The organism is Microbispora sp. H10949 (assembly GCF_014161435.1).
GTDB classification, from domain to species: Bacteria; Actinomycetota; Actinomycetes; order Streptosporangiales; family Streptosporangiaceae; genus Microbispora; species Microbispora triticiradicis.
In genome coordinates this window covers 395,776-414,776 of the sequence record NZ_JABBWZ010000005.1, presented here as the reverse complement: position 1 = coordinate 414,776, position 19,001 = coordinate 395,776, and the positions used below count along the sequence as shown (strand labels likewise).

Below are 19,001 nucleotides of genomic sequence, written 5' to 3'. Positions count from 1 at the left end.
CCCGTACGGCGACTACTTGGCGCCGAGGCCGGCGACATCGATCGTCCACACGGGGTGGTACTCCACGCCGGTGACGGACGCCGCCGTCACGATGTTCTGGCCCGGCTGGATCAGCGGCATGAACGGACCGGTCGCGTTGAGCTTCTGCTGGAAGTCGGTGTACGCCTGCTTGCGGTCGTCGTCGGTCACCGCGGCGCCGGCCTTGCCGGCCGCGGCCTCGACGTCCTTGTCCGCGCCCGCCTTCCACCCGGCCCGCAGGCCGACCAGCTTGCCCGGGGCGAACGACAGGTAGTTGCTGGGGTCGGGGAAGTCGGGGCCCCAGTACCACAGGCCCAGCTCCTCCTTGCCGTTGCGGTAGTTGTCCAGCGCGGTGGTGACCGGAGCGGGGGTCAGCTCGACCGTGATGCCGACCTCCTTGAGGTTGGCCTGGATGCGCTCGGCCAGCGGCTGGAAGGACAGGCCGTTCACGGTCAGCTCGCTGGGGTACTCCAGCTTGACCGCGGGGTCGGTCACGCCGCTCTCCGCCAGCGCCGCCTTGGCGCCCTCGACGTCGCGCTTGGCCGCCTGGTCGGGCGGGAGCGCGCCGAGGAACATCGACGGGATGATGCCCGACGCCTGCGTCGAGCCTTCCCCGGCCAGCTCCAGCAGGCCCGGGTAGTCGATGCCCTTGCGCACGGCCTCGACGAACCTGGGGTTGGAGGTGACCTTGCTGACGGCCGGGTCCTGGTTGGCGAGCAGGAAGAACACGTACGCCGAGGCGGTCCGCTTGACCTGCAGGCCGCCGGAGACGCCGGCCACCTGGTCGCCGGACAGGTTCAGCGCCACCTGGCTGTCGCCGCGCTGCACGTTGAGCTTCTGCGCGGCCGACTCGACGTTGCGGATGACCACCTTGTCGTAGTAGGGCCTCTTCGTGCCCCAGTACTGCGCGTTCGCCTTCAGCACGACCTGGGTGCTCACGTTGAAGGACTCGATCGTGTACGGCCCGGAGCCCGCCGAGGCGGAGTTCAGGTACTGCTCGGCCTTGTCGTTCGGGTCGTTCGTCGCGCCGTGCTCCTTGGCCGCCTTCGAGTTGAGGATGCCGAGGGCCGGGTTCGGAAGGATGTACGGAAGCGCCGGGTTCGGCGTCTTCGACGTCAGCGTGATGGTCGTGTCGTCGTTCTTGGCGATCTCCACGCCGTCGAGCAGGAACGACGGCGTGCCCTTCATGTCGCGCACGCGGGTGAGGGAGAACACCACGTCGTCGGCCGTCACCGGGGAGCCGTCGGAGAACTTGGCGCCCTGCCGCAGCTTGAGCGTGAGCTCCTTGCCGTCGGGCGACAGTTCGTACGACTCGGCGAGCGACGGCACCGGCTTGGTGACGTCGGAGCCTTCGAACGTGAGGAGCGTGTCGTAGGTCGCCTTGTCGACGATCAGGCCGGTCGGCTCGTAGGTCCGCCCCGGGTCCGCCGTCTTGAGGTCGAAGGAGGTGTCTATCACGAGCGTCTTGCCCGCGGCGCCGCTTGGGGTGCTGCTGGACGAGCCGCCGCCGGAGCAGGCCGCGAGGGCGAGGGCGCCGGTGAGCACAACCGGGAGCAGGCCGGCCCTCGCCTGCCACGAACGGGTCGTCATTATGTGTCCTCCGAAAACGGGCCAACTCTAGGCCGTATGGACGTTTGGTCGCCGATCGTCCAGGATTGTCCGGCAGAAAGTCCAGCTCATGCGGCTAGGCCGAGACGAATCTCCCGTGGAGGATGAACCAGTGACCGAAATATCAGGCAACTCGGGGTCCGGAGGCGGCGCCGCTGGACGGATCGGCATCGGCCTGGAGCTGGACGCGACCCATCTGAAGATCCTTGAGGTGCTCAGAGACAACGGGCGCGTCTCGGTGTCCGCTCTCGCCGAGCGGGTGGGGATCTCCAGGGCCAACGCCTATACACGCTTCGAGGCGCTCCGCGCCGACGGCGTGATCAGGCGCTTCACGGCCGAGATCGACCACCAGCGGGCCGGCCTCGGCATCGTCGCGCTGATCTTCGTGACCGTGCGCCAGCAGATGTGGCGGCAGTTCCGCGCCCAGCTCGCGCAGATGCCGGAGGTGGAGTACTGCGCAATCACCACCGGGCAGCACGACGCCATGATCCAGGTGCGGATGGCCGACGTGGCCGAGGTGCACGCGATGGTCACCGAGCGGCTGGCCGGCATCCCGGCCGTCAAGGCCACCGAGACCGTGTTCATCCTCGACGAGGTGCTCAGGCGGCCGTACGTGCTGCCCGGCGACATGGAGCGGGACCGGGGCCGCGGCGCCCCGCGGCGGCCCGCCCCCTCGGCCTCGCCGGAGCCCGAGCAGGGACAGGGGCTGCCGCTCGGCAAGATGCGCTTCGTCGGCGCGGCCGAGGGCCGCGCCGCGCTGCGCGATGCCACTTAGCGGGGACGAGTCAGGAGACCACTTCGGCGCAGACGCTGACGTGGGTGACGTCGTCGCCCTCGAACTGGAACTCCTCCACCAGTCGCAGCCTGCCGTCCTCGGCCGCCTCGATGCGGCTGGTGCTGCGGCCGCTCGCGCGCTCGCCTGTCTTCAGCAGGTGGACGTAGGACAGCTCGACACGGTCGGCCTCCCGGGTGCCGACGAACCGGCCGTCGACGACGGTGTCGCCCGTGTAGTGCCCCCAGATGACGCCGCCCGACTCCTGGTACGCGAACTCGGTGGGCGCGTCGGCGTCCACCGGGCCGGCCGTGGAGCTGATCATGATGAAGCGGCGGCCGTTGAGCAGGTCTGTGTCGTTCACGAGTCCGCATCGTGCCGAACCGAACGAGATTCGCAACCCGCTCTGGACGTTCCGCTCGCCGGACACCGGCGGGGCGGATGATCCGTCCAGATCACCCGCCGCGGCCCGGCCCGATCGTGAACAGGTGTCAGCGGCCGACTATCTCGGAGAGCGCGGCCAGGGCGGCGCCCCGGGCCCCGGCCATGTCGAGGTCCTCCACCAGCGTGATCGTGGCCACCTGCCGCTGCTCCTCCCGCAGCAGCGTGTGCTCGCGGACCTTCTCCAGGAACCACTCGCGGAAGTGCGGGGCCGCCTCGACCACCCCGCCGCCGAGGAAGTACGCGTCGGGGTCGGTGAAGTTGGCCGCGATGGTGAACAGCCTGCCGATGGCCATCGCCTGCTGTTCGAAGACCTTGAGAGCCAGCGCGTCGCCGTTCTCGGCGTACCCGCGCAGCAGCCGGGCCGCCTTCGCGACGGGTTCGACCCCGGTGAGCTCGTGGCCGGGGAAGCGGGTCAGCCAGTAGGGCAGCAGGTTCTTCTCGATGCCGGTCAGCGAGGCGACGCTCTCGGCGTCCCCGGTGAAGCCACAGTTGCACTCCGGCAGCGGCTGGTCCGCCTCCAGCAGGCCCTGCATGGGGATGTGGACGTGCCCGAGCTCGCCGGCCATCCCGGCGGCGCCCTTCACGACGTGCCCCGACTGGATCACGCCGCCGCCGAGACCCGTGCCGACGATCGCGGAGACGGACGAGCGCTGCCAGGCGTCCCCGCCGAAGCGCACGTGGTGGGAGTAGAGCGCCGCCGCGTTGCCGTCGTTGTTGTAGACGACCGGCAGCCCCAGCCGGGCCTCCAGGGCGGCGCGGAAGTCGAAGCCGAACCAGCCGGGGTCGACGAAGTTCGTCGCGCCCTTGGAGGAGATCACGCCGCCGGCGCTGGCCGGGCCGGGGGTGTCGAGGCCCACCGCGCGCACCGTGGACCGGGGGGTGCCGGTCAGCTCCAGCACGTTGCCGAGGGCGAGGAGGAGCTGCTCGACCGCGACCTCGGGGCCCTCCCGCACGAGGCTCGGGGTCTCGACCATGCGGTCCACGAGGAAACGTCCGGAGGCGTCGAGGACGGTCGCGTTGTTGCTTGTCCCGCCGTTGTCGAGCCCGACGACGACCCAGGACCCTGCATCTGTCATTGGGGGATGTCCTTTGTTCGAGCGTGTCAGAGCGAAGACTACGAGAGCCGGCGTCCGGTGGGCAGCCGCTGGGCCGCGACCGGCCGGATGGGGCACAGGCGCAGGGTACGGCGGCCTTCGTCACATGACGGCATGGTGAAAGATTCAGTTCGGCCACCGCCCCGGCCCGGCCGCCTCCGGCCGCCGCCGCGCCCGTGAGCTGGGCCGTACGCCGCCGCCGGACGCGTGGCCCGGGGCGGAGCGGCGAGGGCGCGGCGGCGTCCGTTGACCTGCCGTGCGACCGGGAGAAAACATCTGCGTCCGGGGCCGCAGCGTCGCGACCCGTGCGCCCGGCCAGGCCGGCCGGCGCCGCTCCCGTCGTCGCGCACGCGCGGCGTCCGCCCTGCCGCCGCCTCCGGCCGGCCCGGTCCGATCCGGGCTGATCCGCCGATCCGGGCGAGGCGGGCCGACGCGGCCGCGCCAAGCGCCACACGACAGATGCGCAGGAAGCGAGGTACGCATGAAGCAGTTCCGTCCCGCACCCGGTGACCGGCGTGCGGGCATCCGGAGGGGTGCGCGCGCCGGTCGCGGCCTGCCCGGCTCCCCGGCGGCGCGCCTGGTCGCGGCCCTGGCCGCGCTGGTGGCCGGACTCGTGGTCGTGCTGGTGCCCACCGTCGCCTCCGCGGCCCCGGTCTGCAAGGTGGACTACACGGTCAACCAGTGGCAGGGCGGCTTCACCGCCTCGGTGCGGCTCACCAACCTCGGCTCCGCGGTGAGCTCGTGGACGCTGCGCTGGACGGCGGGCGCCAGCCAGCAGATCACCAACGCCTGGAGCGCGCAGGTCAGCCAGTCGGGCACGACGGTGACCGCCACCAACGCCTCCTACAACGGGTCGCTGGCCACGGGCGCCACGGCGGACTTCGGCTTCCAGGGCACCTGGTCGGGCAGCCTCACACCGCCGTCCGACTACTACCTGAACGGCGTGCCGTGCGGAGGCACGTCCTCGCCGTCGCCCTCGCCGTCCCCGTCTCCTTCGGCGTCTCCGTCGGCGTCCCCCTCGCCCTCGCCCTCGCCCTCGCCGTCACCGTCTCCTTCGCCGTCTCCTTCGGTCTCCCCGTCCGCGTCGCCGTCGCCGTCGCCGTCGCCGTCGCCGTCCCCGTCGCCCTCGACGACGCCTTCGACCGGCTGCTCCGGAAGCGGCCTGGTGGTCTGCTCGGGGTTCGAGGACCAGTCGGGCGCGCCGTCGGGTGAATGGCAGGTCAGCACGCCGAACTGCTCCGGCAGCGGCACCGCCACGATCGACACCTCCACCGCGCACAGCGGCGGCAAGTCCCTGCGGGTCAACGGCGGCGGCAACTACTGCAACCACATGTTCGTCGGGACCACCAAGAACGTCTCGGCGATCGGGCCCGTGGTGTACGGCCGGATGTGGGTGCGGCACACGACCGCGCTCCCGGCCAACCATGTCACCATGATCACCATGGCGGACTCCCGGGACGGCGGCAAGGACCTGCGGATCGGCGGTCAGGGCAACGCGCTCCAGTGGAACCGGGAGTCCGACGACGCCACCCTGCCCGAGCAGAGCCCGGCCGGCATCGCGCTGAGCGCCCCGCTGCCCACCAACCGCTGGGTCTGCCTGCGCTTCCAGATCGACACCAGCCAGCAGGCGATGCGTACGTACCTGGACGACCAGGAGATCGCCGGCCTGCGGGTGGACGGCACGCCCACCCAGAACGTGGACGCCCAGTGGCTGCGGCGCACCACCGCGCCGCGGCCCACGACCTTCCGCCTGGGCTGGGAGAGCTACGGCAGCGACTCGGACACGCTCTGGTACGACGACGTGGCTCTCGGCTCCAGCCCCGTCGGCTGCTGAACGAAGCCCTTGGTGACGGACGGTGACCGAAAAGGGTAAGTAGCTGAGTGCCCGCCGTGGTGCGGGACGGCTTACGGTCCCGTTCGTCCCGGCGTCCGGCCTCTTCCGGGAGGCCGGACGCCGCATCCGAGGGGAGAGGTACATGACCGACGTGCACCCGGTGCCCGAACTGATGAAGGAGGGCGACGTCGTCGACCTCCTCGTCCACCAGCACGCCGTGATCAGGGACATGTTCGAGGAGGTGGAGCGGGCGGCGCCCGGCGAGCGCCACGAGCCCTTCCGGCGGCTGGTGCGGATGCTGGCCGTACACGAGACGGCGGAGGAGGAGATCGTCCACCCCTACACCCGGCTGCGGGTCGACGGGGGAGGAGAGATCGTCGCCGACCGGCTCAAGGAGGAACACGAGGCCAAACGCATGCTGGCCATGCTGGACGACCTGGGCCCCGAGCACTCCGAGTTCATGCCCAACCTCGACAGGCTGCGTACGGCCGTGCTCGCGCACGCGCGGGCCGAGGAGCGTTACGAGTTCACCCGGCTCCGCGCCGAGACGACGGCGGCCGAACGGCGTGCGATGGCCCTGGGAGTGCGGGCGGCGCTGGCGATGGCCCCCACACGGCCGCATCCCGGGGTGGAGTCGATGACGAGGAACCTGCTGTTCGGCCCGCCCGCGGCGATCGTCGACCGGGCCCGCGACCTGATCCGCCAGGCGCTGGGCCGGAAGGGCTGAAGCCGGCCCGGCCCGGGTCCGTACGCGGTGCGTGCCGACCCGGGCCGGGCGCCCTGTCAGTGGGAGCGCAGGCTGTAGAGAGGGTGCCCGCCCTCGATCTCCAGGCGGTACTCCTCGCCCGACCTGGCGCGGTTGTCGTCGATGACCCGCTCGCTGGCCGGCTCGACGTCGTCGTGGACCTGCTCCTGCCAGCGCTGGAACCGTTCGTGGGCCTCCTGGACATAACCGGTGCCCAGGGTCGTGTGGTCGATCTGCGTGGAGATGAGCTCGCGCAGGTAGCCCTTGTTCGGCTCGAAGGTGACCGGCGTGGGCAGCGTGGGGGCCAGCACCTGCTCCGGGTCCCGGCCGTCGTGCTCGCGGAACAGCTCCGCGGCGATCCACAGGTGTTCCAGCTCCATGTTCAGGTGCAGCTCCCAGATCGCCTTCACCTTGGGGTCCGACTCGGTCTCCATGAACGAGTGGTACAGGTAGCACTCGTTGTACTCGTGGTTGAGCCACTGCTCCCACCACGTCTCCCGCGGGTCGAGCAGCGACTCGTAGTGGGTGACGTGCTCCTCCTCGATGAGCCCGATCTCCTGGTACAGCTGCCGCGCGATCGGCTCCATGTACGTCGGGCCGACGTTCATGTAGAAGTTCATCGTCTGCTGCTCGGCGGACATGATCGTCAGCGCGTGCAGCTTCGAGACCGGCTTCGCCTTCTCCCGGTCGTAGTGCTCGCGGACGTTGTCGACGGGGTGGCGGTGGTGCATCTTCGTCGGCCGGCCCGGCATGACCTCGGTCAGCTGGTCGACGATCTTCTCGGCCTTGCGGTGCTCGATCATCTCGTACAGGTTGGCGTACCGGTACAGGTGGTCGAAGTCCTCCAGCACGCCGAACTCGTAGGCCTTCCTGAGGTAGGGGTCGGGCTCCATCCGCGCCACCCACGCCGTCAGGTCCACCGCGACCTGCTCGTAGGCGATCGTCGTCTCCAGTACCGAGGCGAGCCCCGGCAGCAGCCAGTTGACCGCCTTCTGCTGCTGCTGCTCGACGTAGCGCACCTCCGCGAGGCGCTGCCGGACGCCGAGGTCCGGGCAGCGGCGGGCGAAGTGGTGGCTGAACATGATCGCTTCGATCTCGATGCCGTTCATCGTGATGATCCGGCACCGCGTGTAGGGGTCGGCATGGTCGGGGTCGATCGGCGTGACGTCCAGCTCACGCCAGTTCCGCACCTGCCGGTCCAGCGGGATTCCGCGCTCACGCAGTGGATTGAACGTCATCTCGGTGCTCCTCCCCACGATTCGCGCTGGGCGTACCCAGGCCATGGAATGCGACAAACGTGGCTATTTGGAGCTTTTGACCGAGATTGGCATCCGGTGGCGTGCGGGGGATCAGCCGGACGACGCCGTCGCGGAGTGCGGGTCGCCGACCTTCTTCGACTGCGGGGAGCCGCGCTCCCGAAGGAAGATCGCCAGCAGGACCATCGAGGCGACGGCCAGGAACTCCGACTGCCAGTTCTGCAGCGTGCGGTTCCAGAACTCGGCCGACATGACGTACCCGCCCCAGCTCACCGGGTCCTCCAGCCGGGCCAGCCGCTCCTCGTCGTACGCGGCGAGCCCGGCGACCGACTGGGCCAGCCAGGACAGCAGGAAGATCAGGCCCATCGCGAGGCCGAGGGAGTGGCTGAAGAGCGTCCGGCGCCATCCGTCCGCCGCCGCCCACGCGGGGGACCCGGCTCCGGCGAACCGGCCGACCTTCTGCTCGGCGTCGGACTCCAGGCCCTCCTCGCCCCTCTTCTTCGACTCCGGCGAGCCGCGCTGGATCAGCCACACGGTGATGAGGATGTAGAGGAAGAACTGCAGATACTCCGACTGCCAGTTCTCGGCCACGTCCACGGCGAAGGTCGAGGAGGTGACGTACTGGAGCCACGTGACGGGGGACCCGCCCTCCGCGACCTGGTCCTCGTTGTAGGCCGCCGTGCCCGCGACCGACTGCCCGGCCAGGCTGAGCAGGAACAGCAGCAGGAAGCACGCCGCGAGGGCGTTGTCGCGAACCAGGCGCCGCACGCCGCTACCTCCCCGCCAGACCGATGAAGATCACGTATCCGAGGACCAGCGCGATCATCACCAGGAGCGCCCAATAGAGCGTGCGCGCGCCGTTCACGCCTCCACCTCGCATTCGTACGGCCGGCCCGGCCGGGGGTCGCAGCCCGCGGCCCGGATTCGCCAGCCTTCGGGGAACCGGTGCAGAAAGAGGGTGTCGCCGTCCAGCCGCACCCGCGCCTCGTCGCCCCAGACGTCGACCTCGCGTACGGCGGCGGGCCGCAGGCCGACGGAGACGATCTGCTTCTCACAGTCGTCCAGGGACCGCGCGGCCTTCGGCGCCAGGAGCCCGCAGGCCGGCCCGCCCTGGCCCTGGCCGGCGGCGGACAGGAACCGCTCGACCGTCGAGACGACCGGGTCCTTCTCGGCGGACGCGCAGCCCGCGGCGATCAGTGCGAGGCAGACGACCACCATTGCTCGTGCAGCCATGGATGGGGACTACCCTGGAGGCAGGTGTGAAACGAGGGCCGCGATCGGAACGGTCATATGGGATTAATCGCCTACAAAGCGTAATATGAGCGAGTCCCGAAGGTTCTCCTGAGGGTCGTCACTCCAACGGAGGTGGGACCCTTGCATGATTTCCAGGTCACGGTGACGCAGTCACCACCGTTCACCGTGGTCACACTGAGCGGGGAACTCGACGTGCTCACCGTGTCCAGGCTGCGGGACCACGTGGCCCCTCTGCTGGCCCGGCCCGCGACGCGCATCCTGTTCGACCTCGAGAAGCTGCGCTTCATCGACAGCGCGGGCATCAGAGTGCTCATCGACGCCTGCGTCCGGACGCCTCCGGAGGGCGGCGACGGGGCCGTGTGCGGTCTCAGCGATCACCTGCGGCATCTGTTCGGGATGCTCGGCCTCACCGAGCGGTTCACCATGTATCCGGCCCTCGCCGACGCCCTCAACCGCCCCGTGACCATCACGCGCCACGCCGCCCCTCTCCGCTGAGCTGCGCCTGCTATTGGGCTGGGCCTGTCACTGAGTTGCGCCTGCCACTGGGCTGGGCCTGTCACTGAGCTGCGCCTGCCACTGGGCTGGGCCTCCCACACCGCCCGCCCACGCCCGCCCTGCGCCCGGCGGGCGGGGCCGCCGGGCAGGGACGGTGGGCCGAAGCAGTGGGCAGGGCCACCGGGGAGGGGTTGTAGGCAGGGGCGGTCGGCCGCGGGGCGGGGCCCTCACACGATCGTCTGCCACCACCCGTCGACCGCCGGCGGGTCGTCGACGGAGACCCGCTCGCCCGGTCGAGGGACCACCAGCCGCACGTCGCGCTCCTTCGTCTCCCGCCACAACTGGTCGATCGGCTCGCTCCACGCGTGCGGGGCGAGGGAGAAGGTGCCCCAGTGCACCGGCAGCAGCACCCGGGCGCGCACGTCCAGGTGGGTGAGGACGGCCTCCTCGGGCGTCATGTGGATGTCCGGCCAGCCCTTGCTGTAGGCGCCGATCTGGACCACCGAGAGGTCGAAGGGCCCGTGCGCCGCGCCGATCGCGGCGTACCCGTCGAAGTAACCGGAGTCACCGGTGTAGAAGACCTTCCTGCGCTCGCCCGCGATGACCCACGACGCCCAGAGGGTCTGGTCACGGCGGAAGGCGCGGCCCGAGAAATGGCGCCCGGCGGTCGCGACGAACCGGATGCCGGACACCGTGGTCTCCTCGTCCCAGTCCAGCTCGACGATCCGCGACGCCGGCACCTTCCACCGCTCCAGGTGGGCGCCCACGCCCAGCGGCACGAGGAACGGCGCGTTCTGCGTCCGGGTCAGCAGGCGCACCGTGGCCATGTCGAGATGGTCGTAGTGGTCGTGCGAGATGACGATCGCGTCGAGTTCGGGCAGTTCGTACACCGGCACCGGCGGAGGATGCAGGCGACGGGGCCCGGTGAACGACGCCGGTGAGCAGCGCTCGCTCCACACCGGGTCGAGCAGCACCCGCCGGCCCTCGATCTCGATCAGAGCCGAGGAGTGGCCGTACCAGATCGCGTCGAGGTCGCCTCCGGCGGACGCGCCCGGGGTCACCAGGGGGACCGGCAGCCGGGGCTTGCGCGGGGCCTTGCCGAACAGCAGGTCACGCACGACCTGCCGGGACGTCCCGGGCGGGAGGATCGACGTGGGCGCCGTGTTGCGGAACGCGCCGTCGCGGAACTGCTTGGAGCGGCGCACCCGCTGAGCCCGCTCGCCCGACGGTCGCGCCCCCAGCGCGGCGGGAACCTCCCGCAACGTCCATCCGACGGCCGCCAGGGCCGCCGCTCCCGCGAGCAGGCCCACACGACGGCCCCACGCACCGTTCTTCTGTCCACCGGTCTTCAACGGCAATCTCCTTGCTGGGTTCTGCCGATCAGCCTAGGCAATTCCGGCGCCCGCGCGCGCACCGCGTCTCCCGTCTGTGGACGACCACGCCGTGAACGAGACCGTACGGACCGGTCCGCCGCAGAGACGTGACCGGCCGCGCGAGCGGGCGTCGGCCGGGGCGGCCGGTCTTGGAATGTTTCCCCCGTTGTGTTTCGCGCTGTCCCGCCCACCGCACAACAAGGGGAACGGGGCAGGGTAGGGAGGACCGAGAGCGTGAGACCGGATACGCCGGACAGGACAGGCGAGGCCGGCGCGCAGGCGGAAGGAGCACTCGTGACCGACGACGACAGCACCTCGCCCCGGACCGCAGGCCGGACCTTCACGCCGGCCCCCGATCCGGCCCCCGATCCGGTGGCCGGCCGTGGCCCCGTCCGGGCTCCCCGCGGTGCCACCCTGAACGCGCGCGGCTGGCCGCAGGAGGCGGCCCTGCGGATGCTGATGAACAACCTCGACCCCGAGGTCGCCGAGCATCCGGACCGGCTCGTCGTCTACGGCGGCGGTGGTAAGGCGGCCCGCGACTGGCCCTCCTTCGACGCGATCGTGCGGGAGCTCACCGTCCTGCGCGCCGACGAGACGCTGCTGGTGCAGTCGGGCCGCCCCGTCGGGGTGATGACCACCCACGAGTGGGCTCCCCGGGTGCTCATCGCCAACTCCAACCTGGTCGGCGACTGGGCGACGTGGCCCGAGTTCCGGCGGCTGGAACAGCTCGGGCTCACGATGTACGGCCAGATGACCGCCGGTTCGTGGATCTACATCGGCACCCAGGGGATCCTGCAGGGCACGTACGAGACGTTCGCCGCGGTCGCGGCGAAGAGGTTCGGCGGCAGCCTCGCGGGGACGATCACTCTCACCGCCGGGCTGGGCGGCATGGGCGGTGCGCAGCCGCTGGCGGTGACCATGAACGGCGGCGTGGCCGTCTGCGTCGACTGCGACCCGCGCGGCGTCGAGCGCCGGATCGGCCACGGCTACCTGGACGTGCGCGCCGACGGCCTGGACGAGGCGCTGCGCCTGGCGTACGAGGCCAGGGACGCGCGGCGCCCGCTGTCGATCGGCGTGGTGGCCAACGCGGCCGAGGCCGTGCCCGCCCTGCTGGCGCGCGGCGCGGAGATCGACGTCGTCACCGACCAGACCAGCGCCCACGACCCCCTGGCGTACCTGCCGCTGGGCGTCGCGTTCGAGGACATGGCGGCGCTGGCGCGGAAAGACCCCGAGGGCTTCACCCGGCGGGCCCGGGAGTCGATGGCCCGGCACGTCGAGGCGATGGTCGGCTTCCAGGACGCCGGCGCGGAGGTGTTCGACTACGGCAACTCGATCAGGGGGGAGGCGAGCCTCGCCGGGTACGCGCGGGCGTTCGACTTCCCCGGGTTCGTGCCCGCCTACATCCGGCCGTTGTTCTGCGAGGGAAAGGGCCCGTTCCGCTGGGCGGCGCTGTCCGGCGACCCGGCCGACATCGCCGCGACCGACCGCGCGGTCCTCGATCTTTTCCCGGACAACGAACCACTGGCGCGGTGGATCCGGATGGCGGGGGAGCGGGTGCGTTACCAGGGCCTGCCCGCGCGCATCTGCTGGCTGGGGTACGGCGAGCGCGACCGCGCGGGGGAGCGCTTCAACGACCTCGTCGCCTCCGGGAAGGTCTCGGCTCCCCTCGTCATCGGCCGCGACCACCTCGACTGCGGGTCGGTCGCCTCGCCGTACCGGGAGACGGAGGGGATGCTGGACGGCTCCGACGCGATCGCCGACTGGCCGCTGCTGAACGCCATGGTCAACGTGGCCTCGGGCGCGTCCTGGGTGTCGATCCACCACGGCGGCGGGGTCGGCATCGGCCGTTCCATCCACGCCGGGCAGGTCACCGTCGCCGACGGCACGCCGCTGGCCGGGGAGAAGATCCGGCGGGTGCTGACCAACGACCCCGGCATGGGGGTGATCCGGCACGTGGACGCCGGGTACGACCGGGCCGCGGAGGTCGCGCGTCAGCGCGGCGTGCGGGTCCCGATGGCGGGGACGGAGCACCCCGATGCCCGCGCCTGACCAAGCCGCGGGCCCGGGCGGCGTCGACGACCCCGCGTGGCGGCACGGAGGGCAGGAGGCATGGCAGGCGGAGATCGCGGGGGAGGCCGGGGACGGGTTCCGCGCGATGTGGCGTGACCTGCTGCCCATCGGGCTGGACGCCGGGACCGGTGGCTACCGCCGGCACGGGTGGACGGCGGCCGACGCCGACTGCCGTGCCTGGTTCGCCGGGCAGGCCCGGGCGCGGGGGCTGGCGTACGAGACCGACCGCAACGGCAACCAGTGGGCCTGGCTGGGCGACCCGGCGGCGGGAGACGCCGTGGTCACCGGGTCGCACCTCGACTCGGTGCCCGACGGCGGAGCGTACGACGGCCCGCTGGGGGTGGTGGGGGCCTTCGCGGCGCTCGACGCGCTGCGGGCCCGTGGCCTTCGTCCGCGGCGGCCGCTGGCCCTGGTGAACTTCACCGAGGAGGAGGGCGCCCGGTTCGGCCTGGCCTGCCTGGGATCGCGGCTGATGACCGGGGCCGTCGCGCCGGATGCCGCCCTGGCGCTGCGCGACGCGGACGGCGTCTCCCTCGCGGCGGCCATGGAGCGGGCCGGGCGCGATCCGGAGGCCGTGGGGCGCGACGACGAGCGCCTCGCCCGCGTCGGCGTGTTCGTGGAGTTGCACGTGGAGCAGGGCCGCCACCTCGCCGGCACCCCGCACCGGGTGGGCGTCGCCTCCGCCATCTGGCCGCACGGGCGCTGGCGCTTCGACTTCCGCGGCGAGGCCAACCACGCGGGGACCACCAGGATGGAGGACCGGCGTGATCCCATGCCGTCCTACGCGGCGGCCGTGCTGGCGGCTCGCGCCGAGGCCGGGCGCCTGGGAGCCCTGGCCACCTTCGGCCGGGTCAGGGTGGAGCCCAACGGAACGAACGCCATCCCCTCGCGGGTGACGGCCTGGCTCGACGGCCGGGCGCCCGACCCGGATGTCCTGGACCGGCTCGTCGAGGAGACGGCGCGGGCGGCGGCGGGGGCCGAAGTGACCCGGGAGTCCTACACCCCGGTCGTGACGTTCGACGGAGCGCTGCGCGAGCGTGCCGTCCGCGTCCTCGGCGGCGTGCCCACGCTGCCCACGGGCGCGGGACACGACGCGGGCGTCCTCGCCGCGGAGATCCCGGCCGCCATGCTGTTCGTCCGCAATCCCACCGGCGTCTCCCACTCACCGCGGGAGCACGCGGAGGAGTCCGACTGCCTCGCCGGTGTCGCCGCCCTCGCCGCCGTGCTCGGGGACCTGCTCATGACCCCGCCGACCCCGCCGGCGCCTCCCGCGCGGACCGCCGGGAGCCCGGCCGACGACACCCCCCGCCACCGTTGACCCCCGCCAGCGCCTCCCGCGCGGCCCGTCGGGAGCCTGGCCGACGGAGCCCCCCGCCGCCGGCACGACGCCGAGCGTCTCCTCCTCCCGCTGCACCCCAAGCGGCGAGCGGCGAGGATCGGGGTGGGGATGCCCTCGTCAGCGGGAGCGGCGGTCGCCGCCGGTGTCGCCGAGACCGGCCCGGCGGAGGGCTTCGGCCATGGCTCCGCCGGCCGCTGCCCCGCCTGAACCCCGGCCTGCACCTTGGCCCGACCCACCTCGGCCGCCGCCCTGGCGGGACTGGCCCTGACGGGGCTGGCCCTGGCGGGACTGGTTCTGCCCGTCCTGACCGCGGCGGCCGTTCGGCCGGTCGTCGCGTGAGCCGTCGCGGGACTCGCCGCCGGGGCCGCCCCTGCGGCCGTTGCCCGCCGTCTCGTCGTCCAGGCGCAGCGTCAGGGAGATGCGCTTGCGCTGGAGATCCACGTCGAGCACCTTGACCCGCACGATGTCGCCGGGCTTGACCACCTCGCGCGGGTCCTTCACGAACGAATTGGACATGGCGGACACGTGGACGAGGCCGTCCTGGTGCACGCCGACGTCCACGAACGCCCCGAACGCGGCGACGTTGGTGACGACGCCCTCCAGGATCATCCCGGGAGACAGGTCGGACGGCTTCTCGACGCCCTCCTTGAACGTGGCGGTCTTGAACGCGGGCCGGGGGTCGCGGCCGGGCTTCTCCAGCTCTTTGAGGATGTCGGTGACGGTGGGCAGACCGAAGGTGTCGTCGACGAAGTCGGACGGCTTCAGCGTGCGGAGCGCCGAGGTGTTGCCGATCAGCGTGCGCAGGTCGCTCTTCGAGAAGTCGAGGATGCGGCGCACCACCGGGTACGCCTCGGGGTGCACGCTGGAGGCGTCGAGCGGGTCGTCCCCGCCGGGGATGCGGAGGAAGCCCGCGCACTGCTCGAACGCCTTCGGGCCGAGCCGCGGCACCCCTTTCAGTCCCGTACGGGAGCGGAACGGGCCGTTGGCGTCCCGGTGGGCGACGATGTTCTCCGCGAGCCCGGCGCCGATGCCGGAGACCCGGGTCAGCAGGGGAGCGGAGGCGGTGTTGACGTCCACGCCCACCGCGTTCACACAGTCCTCCACCACCGCGTCGAGCGAGCGCGACAGTTTCACCTCGGACACGTCGTGCTGGTACTGCCCGACGCCGATCGACTTGGGGTCGATCTTCACCAGTTCGGCCAGCGGGTCCTGCAGCCGCCGCGCGATCGAGACCGCGCCGCGCAGCGAGACGTCGAGACCGGGAAGTTCCTGCGAGGCGTAGGCCGAGGCGGAGTACACCGAGGCCCCGGCCTCGGAGACCACGATCTTGGTGAGCTGCGGCAGGTGCCTGACGAGCTCCCCGGCGAGCTTGTCGGTCTCCCGCGAGGCCGTGCCGTTGCCGATGGCCACCAGCTCCACGTTGTGCTCGGTCGCCAGCCGGGCGAGAACGGCGAGCGACTGGTCCCACTGCCGCCTGGGCTCGTGCGGGTAGATGGTCTCGGTCGCCACGACCTTGCCGGTGCCGTCGACCACCGCGACCTTCACGCCGGTGCGCAGCCCGGGGTCGAGGCCCATCGTGGGCCGGGCCCCGGCGGGAGCGGCCAGCAGCAGGTCGCGCAGGTTGGCCGCGAACACGCGCACGGCCTCCTCCTCGGCCGCCTGCCACAGGCGGGTGCGCAGGTCGATGCCGAGGTGCACCAGGACCCGCGTCCGCCAGGCCCAGCGGACGGTGTCGAGCAGCCACCTGTCGGCGGGGCGGCCCAGGTCGGCGACGCCGAACCGCCGCGCGATCCGCGCCTCGTAGTCGTTCGGCTCCTCGGCCTCCGGGTCGAGCGTGAGGGTGAGGACCTCCTCCTTCTCTCCCCGGAACATCGCGAGGATCCGGTGGGAGGGCAGCCGCGTGAACGGCTCGGAGAAGTCGAAGTAGTCGGAGAACTTGGCCCCCGCCTCCTGCTTGGCCTCCCGGACCTGCGAGACCAGCCGGCCCCGGCTCCACATGCGCTCGCGCAGGTCGCCGATCAGGTCGGCGTCTTCGGCGAAGCGCTCGACCAGGATCGCCCTGGCCCCCTCCAGCGCCGCGGCGGCGTCGGCCACGCCCTCGCGCACGTACGCCCCGGCGGTCGCCTGGGGGTCGAGCGAGGGATCGGCGAGCAGCGCGTCGGCCAGCGGCTCCAGCCCGAGCTCCCTGGCGATCTGCGCCTTGGTCCGGCGCTTGGGCTTGAAGGGCAGGTAGATGTCCTCCAGCCGGGCCTTCGAGTCGGCCTCCATGATGCGGGCTTCCAGGGCCTCGTCGAGCTTGCCCTGGGAACGGATCGACTCGAGGATGGCCGCGCGCCGCTCCTCCAGCTCGCGCAGGTAGCGCAGACGCTCCTCCAGCGCGCGCAGCTGGGCGTCGTCCAGCGCGCCCGTCGCCTCCTTGCGGTAGCGGGCGATGAACGGCACGGTGGCACCGCCGTCGAGCAGGTCGACCGCCGAGGCCACCTGGCTCTCGCGCACACCGAGCTCTTCGGCGATCCGCCGCTGAATGGACGTCGTCACGATCCTGATCCGCCTTCTTCCGGGCTCGCCCTCCCCGGGCCGGCCCTGTCCGGGGAGTTTCATTCTGCCGGATCCGGCCGACACTCTCGGTCCGCCTGTGGACGACCCGGCGCAGCGGCGTCCGGGCCGGCCGCCGCTGTGGACAACTCCGCGCGGACGCGCACGGGCCTCGCTATCGTCTGTCCCGACGCTCCCGAATCCCCGGGGGCCGACGAGAAGGTGAGCCGGAGTGGCGACGTCCGCGCGGCAGGAGACGGAGGGCGGGAGCGGGCCGCTCCGCGCCTGGTTGCTGGAGGGCCTTCAGCACGACCAGGGGACGGCGGGCTCCCATGCCGGGCAGCCGGGCAGCCGCCACCCGTGGTGGCAGGTGATGTGCCTCACCGGGGTCGACTACTTCTCCACGCTCGGCTATCAGCCGGGCATCGCCGCCCTGGCGGCGGGGGCGCTGTCGCCGATCGCGACGGCGTTGCTGGTGGCGCTCACCCTGTTCGGCGCCCTGCCCACCTACCGTGCGGTCGCCGAGCACAGCCCGCACGGCATGGGGTCCATCGCGATGCTGGAGCGGCTGCTGCCGAGATGGTGGGGCAAGCTCCTCGTGCTCGTGCTGCTGGGCTTCGTCGCCACCGCGTTCGTGTTCACCATCACGCTGTCGGCGTCGGACGCGACCGCGCACCTGATCGAGAACCCGTTCTTTCCCAAGGCCCTCGCCGGGCAGCGGGTCGCCATCACGCTGGTGCTGATCGCCGTCCTCGGCGGGATCTTCCTGCGTGGCTTCAGTGAGGCCATCGGGCTGGCCGTGGTCCTCGTGGTGACGTATCTCGTGCTGAACACGGTGGTCGTGGCGGTCGCGCTGGGCGAGGTGGTCACCGCCCCGGACCTGGTGGCGGACTGGCACGGCGCGCTGACGGCCGAGCACGCGAGCCCGCTCGCGATGGTCGGCATGTCGCTGCTCGTGCTGCCGAAGCTGGCCCTCGGCCTGTCGGGGTTCGAGACCGGCGTCGCGGTGATGCCGCAGATCGACGGCGACCTGCGGCAGCGGATCGCCGGCGCCCGCCGCCTGCTGACGACCGCCGCGCTGGTCATGAGCGTGTTCCTGCTCGCCAGCAGCGTCGCGACCACCGTCCTCATCCCGGCCGCCGAGTTCCGGGAGGGCGGCAAGGCCGGCGGGCGTGCGCTCGCCTACCTGGCCCATCGTCTCCTGGGCGACTGGTTCGGCACGGCCTACGACCTCAGCACGATCGCGATCCTGTGGTTCGCGGGCGCGTCGGCGCTCACCGGGCTGCTCAACATCGTCCCCCGCTACCTGCCCAGATACGGCATGGCGCCCGACTGGGCCCGTGCCGTACGGCCCCTGGTGCTGGTGTTCACCGCTGTCGCGTTCGGCATCACGCTCCTGTTCGGCGCCCAGGTGGAGGCCCAGGGCGGCGCGTACGCCACCGGGGTGCTGGTGCTGATCCTCTCGGCCGCGGCGGCCGTGACCATCACCGCCTACCGGGAGAGCCGTCCGGTCGCCGCAGCCGCCTACGGCCTGATCTCGCTCGTCCTGTGCTACGCGACCGTGGAGAACATCAGGGAGCGGCCGGACGGACTGAAGATCGCCCTGCTGTTCGTGGTCGCGATCGTCGCGACGTCGTTGATCTCGCGGGCCACCCGGTCGACCGAGCTGCGCGCCACCCGCGTCGAGCTCGACGAGACGGCGAGGAAGTTCGTGCTGGGCGTCGGCGGGGAGCTGCGGCTGATCGCCAACGAGCCGGACGCCCGCGACCCGGCCGAGTACGAGGACAAGGACCGCGAGACGCGCGAGTACCACCACCTGCCCGAGGACGAGTGCATGATCTTCCTGGAGGTCACGCTCAGCGACGCCTCGGAGTTCGAGTCGGAGCTGCGCGTCGCGGGGGAGGAGCGGCACGGCTACCAGGTGCTCAAGGTGGAGAGCCCCGCCGTGGCCAACACGATCGCCGCGGTCCTGTTCCACCTGCGGGACCTGACCGGCAAGCGGCCGCACGTGTACTTCCACTGGGCGGAGGGCAACCCCGTCGGCGCCCTGCTGCGCTATCTGATCTTCGGCGGCGGGGACGTGCCGCCGCTCACCCGGGAGGTCATCCGCAAGGCCGAGCCCGACCTCGCCCGCCGCCCCCAGGTCCACGTCGGCTAGCGACGC

General features: G+C 71.9%; 15 protein-coding genes. 7 read left to right on the top strand and 8 right to left on the bottom strand.

Features of this window, described 5'->3' with window-relative positions; genetic code table 11:
* Positions 1 to 12 precede the first annotated feature (12 nt).
* A complete protein-coding gene (locus tag HHX40_RS15360) occupies positions 13 to 1,608 on the bottom strand; it encodes an ABC transporter substrate-binding protein (protein ID WP_182881108.1) in 1,596 nt (531 codons plus the stop codon).
* A 130-nt stretch (positions 1,609 to 1,738) separates the two neighbouring features.
* Here HHX40_RS15360 and HHX40_RS15355 point away from each other — a divergent pair, with 130 nt between their 5' ends.
* Positions 1,739 to 2,401, top strand: coding sequence for an Lrp/AsnC family transcriptional regulator (locus tag HHX40_RS15355; RefSeq protein ID WP_111701266.1), 663 nt, complete (start codon positions 1,739 to 1,741; stop codon positions 2,399 to 2,401).
* 10 nt (positions 2,402 to 2,411) lie between these two features.
* On the opposite strand, the gene HHX40_RS15350 is transcribed toward HHX40_RS15355, so the two are convergent.
* Both HHX40_RS15350 and HHX40_RS15345 read right to left on the bottom strand, forming a co-directional pair.
* Positions 2,412 to 2,762, bottom strand: coding sequence for a hypothetical protein (locus tag HHX40_RS15350; protein WP_310738117.1), 351 nt, complete (start codon positions 2,760 to 2,762; stop codon positions 2,412 to 2,414).
* Positions 2,763 to 2,889: 127 nt separating this feature from the next.
* A complete protein-coding gene (locus HHX40_RS15345) occupies positions 2,890 to 3,918 on the bottom strand; it encodes an ROK family protein (RefSeq protein WP_182881107.1) in 1,029 nt (342 codons plus the stop codon).
* Positions 3,919 to 4,417: 499 nt separating this feature from the next.
* Between HHX40_RS15345 and HHX40_RS15340 the strand changes: the two genes are divergently transcribed.
* Both HHX40_RS15340 and HHX40_RS15335 read left to right on the top strand, forming a co-directional pair.
* A complete protein-coding gene (locus HHX40_RS15340) occupies positions 4,418 to 5,770 on the top strand; it encodes a cellulose-binding domain-containing protein (RefSeq protein WP_182881106.1) in 1,353 nt (450 codons plus the stop codon).
* Between the two features lie 142 nt (positions 5,771 to 5,912).
* Complete coding sequence (locus HHX40_RS15335; protein ID WP_117410201.1) at positions 5,913 to 6,497, top strand: hemerythrin domain-containing protein; 585 nt, start codon at positions 5,913 to 5,915, stop codon at positions 6,495 to 6,497.
* A gap of 56 nt (positions 6,498 to 6,553) precedes the next feature.
* Here the strand turns inward: HHX40_RS15335 and HHX40_RS15330 are convergent, their stop codons facing one another.
* The 3 genes from HHX40_RS15330 to HHX40_RS15320 form a co-directional block, all read right to left on the bottom strand.
* The gene (locus HHX40_RS15330; RefSeq protein WP_182881105.1) at positions 6,554 to 7,753 is read right to left on the bottom strand and encodes a hypothetical protein; all 1,200 of its coding nucleotides are present in this window, start codon (positions 7,751 to 7,753) and stop codon (positions 6,554 to 6,556) included.
* Between the two features lie 111 nt (positions 7,754 to 7,864).
* Positions 7,865 to 8,539, bottom strand: coding sequence for a DUF6766 family protein (locus tag HHX40_RS15325; protein WP_182881104.1), 675 nt, complete (start codon positions 8,537 to 8,539; stop codon positions 7,865 to 7,867).
* Positions 8,540 to 8,632: 93 nt separating this feature from the next.
* On the bottom strand, positions 8,633 to 9,004 hold the full coding sequence (locus tag HHX40_RS15320) for a hypothetical protein (RefSeq protein ID WP_182881103.1): 372 nt from the start codon (positions 9,002 to 9,004) through the stop codon (positions 8,633 to 8,635).
* A gap of 141 nt (positions 9,005 to 9,145) precedes the next feature.
* Here HHX40_RS15320 and HHX40_RS15315 point away from each other — a divergent pair, with 141 nt between their 5' ends.
* Positions 9,146 to 9,520 (top strand): STAS domain-containing protein, encoded by a 375-nt coding sequence (locus HHX40_RS15315; protein WP_165900860.1) that lies wholly within the window; start codon positions 9,146 to 9,148, stop codon positions 9,518 to 9,520.
* Positions 9,521 to 9,747: 227 nt separating this feature from the next.
* Here the strand turns inward: HHX40_RS15315 and HHX40_RS15310 are convergent, their stop codons facing one another.
* Positions 9,748 to 10,872: an MBL fold metallo-hydrolase gene (locus HHX40_RS15310; protein WP_220499121.1), complete on the bottom strand. Its 1,125-nt coding sequence runs from the start codon at positions 10,870 to 10,872 to the stop codon at positions 9,748 to 9,750.
* A 393-nt stretch (positions 10,873 to 11,265) separates the two neighbouring features.
* Here HHX40_RS15310 and hutU point away from each other — a divergent pair, with 393 nt between their 5' ends.
* Both hutU and HHX40_RS15300 read left to right on the top strand, forming a co-directional pair.
* Positions 11,266 to 12,942: a urocanate hydratase gene (gene hutU / locus HHX40_RS15305; protein WP_182881287.1), complete on the top strand. Its 1,677-nt coding sequence runs from the start codon at positions 11,266 to 11,268 to the stop codon at positions 12,940 to 12,942.
* A gap of 106 nt (positions 12,943 to 13,048) precedes the next feature.
* A complete protein-coding gene (locus HHX40_RS15300) occupies positions 13,049 to 14,281 on the top strand; it encodes an allantoate amidohydrolase (protein WP_182881286.1) in 1,233 nt (410 codons plus the stop codon).
* A gap of 138 nt (positions 14,282 to 14,419) precedes the next feature.
* Here the strand turns inward: HHX40_RS15300 and HHX40_RS15295 are convergent, their stop codons facing one another.
* On the bottom strand, positions 14,420 to 16,840 hold the full coding sequence (locus HHX40_RS15295) for a Tex family protein (RefSeq protein ID WP_310738116.1): 2,421 nt from the start codon (positions 16,838 to 16,840) through the stop codon (positions 14,420 to 14,422).
* 229 nt (positions 16,841 to 17,069) lie between these two features.
* Here HHX40_RS15295 and HHX40_RS15290 point away from each other — a divergent pair, with 229 nt between their 5' ends.
* Positions 17,070 to 18,995 (top strand): APC family permease, encoded by a 1,926-nt coding sequence (locus tag HHX40_RS15290; protein WP_182881100.1) that lies wholly within the window; start codon positions 17,070 to 17,072, stop codon positions 18,993 to 18,995.
* Positions 18,996 to 19,001: the final 6 nt, after the last annotated feature.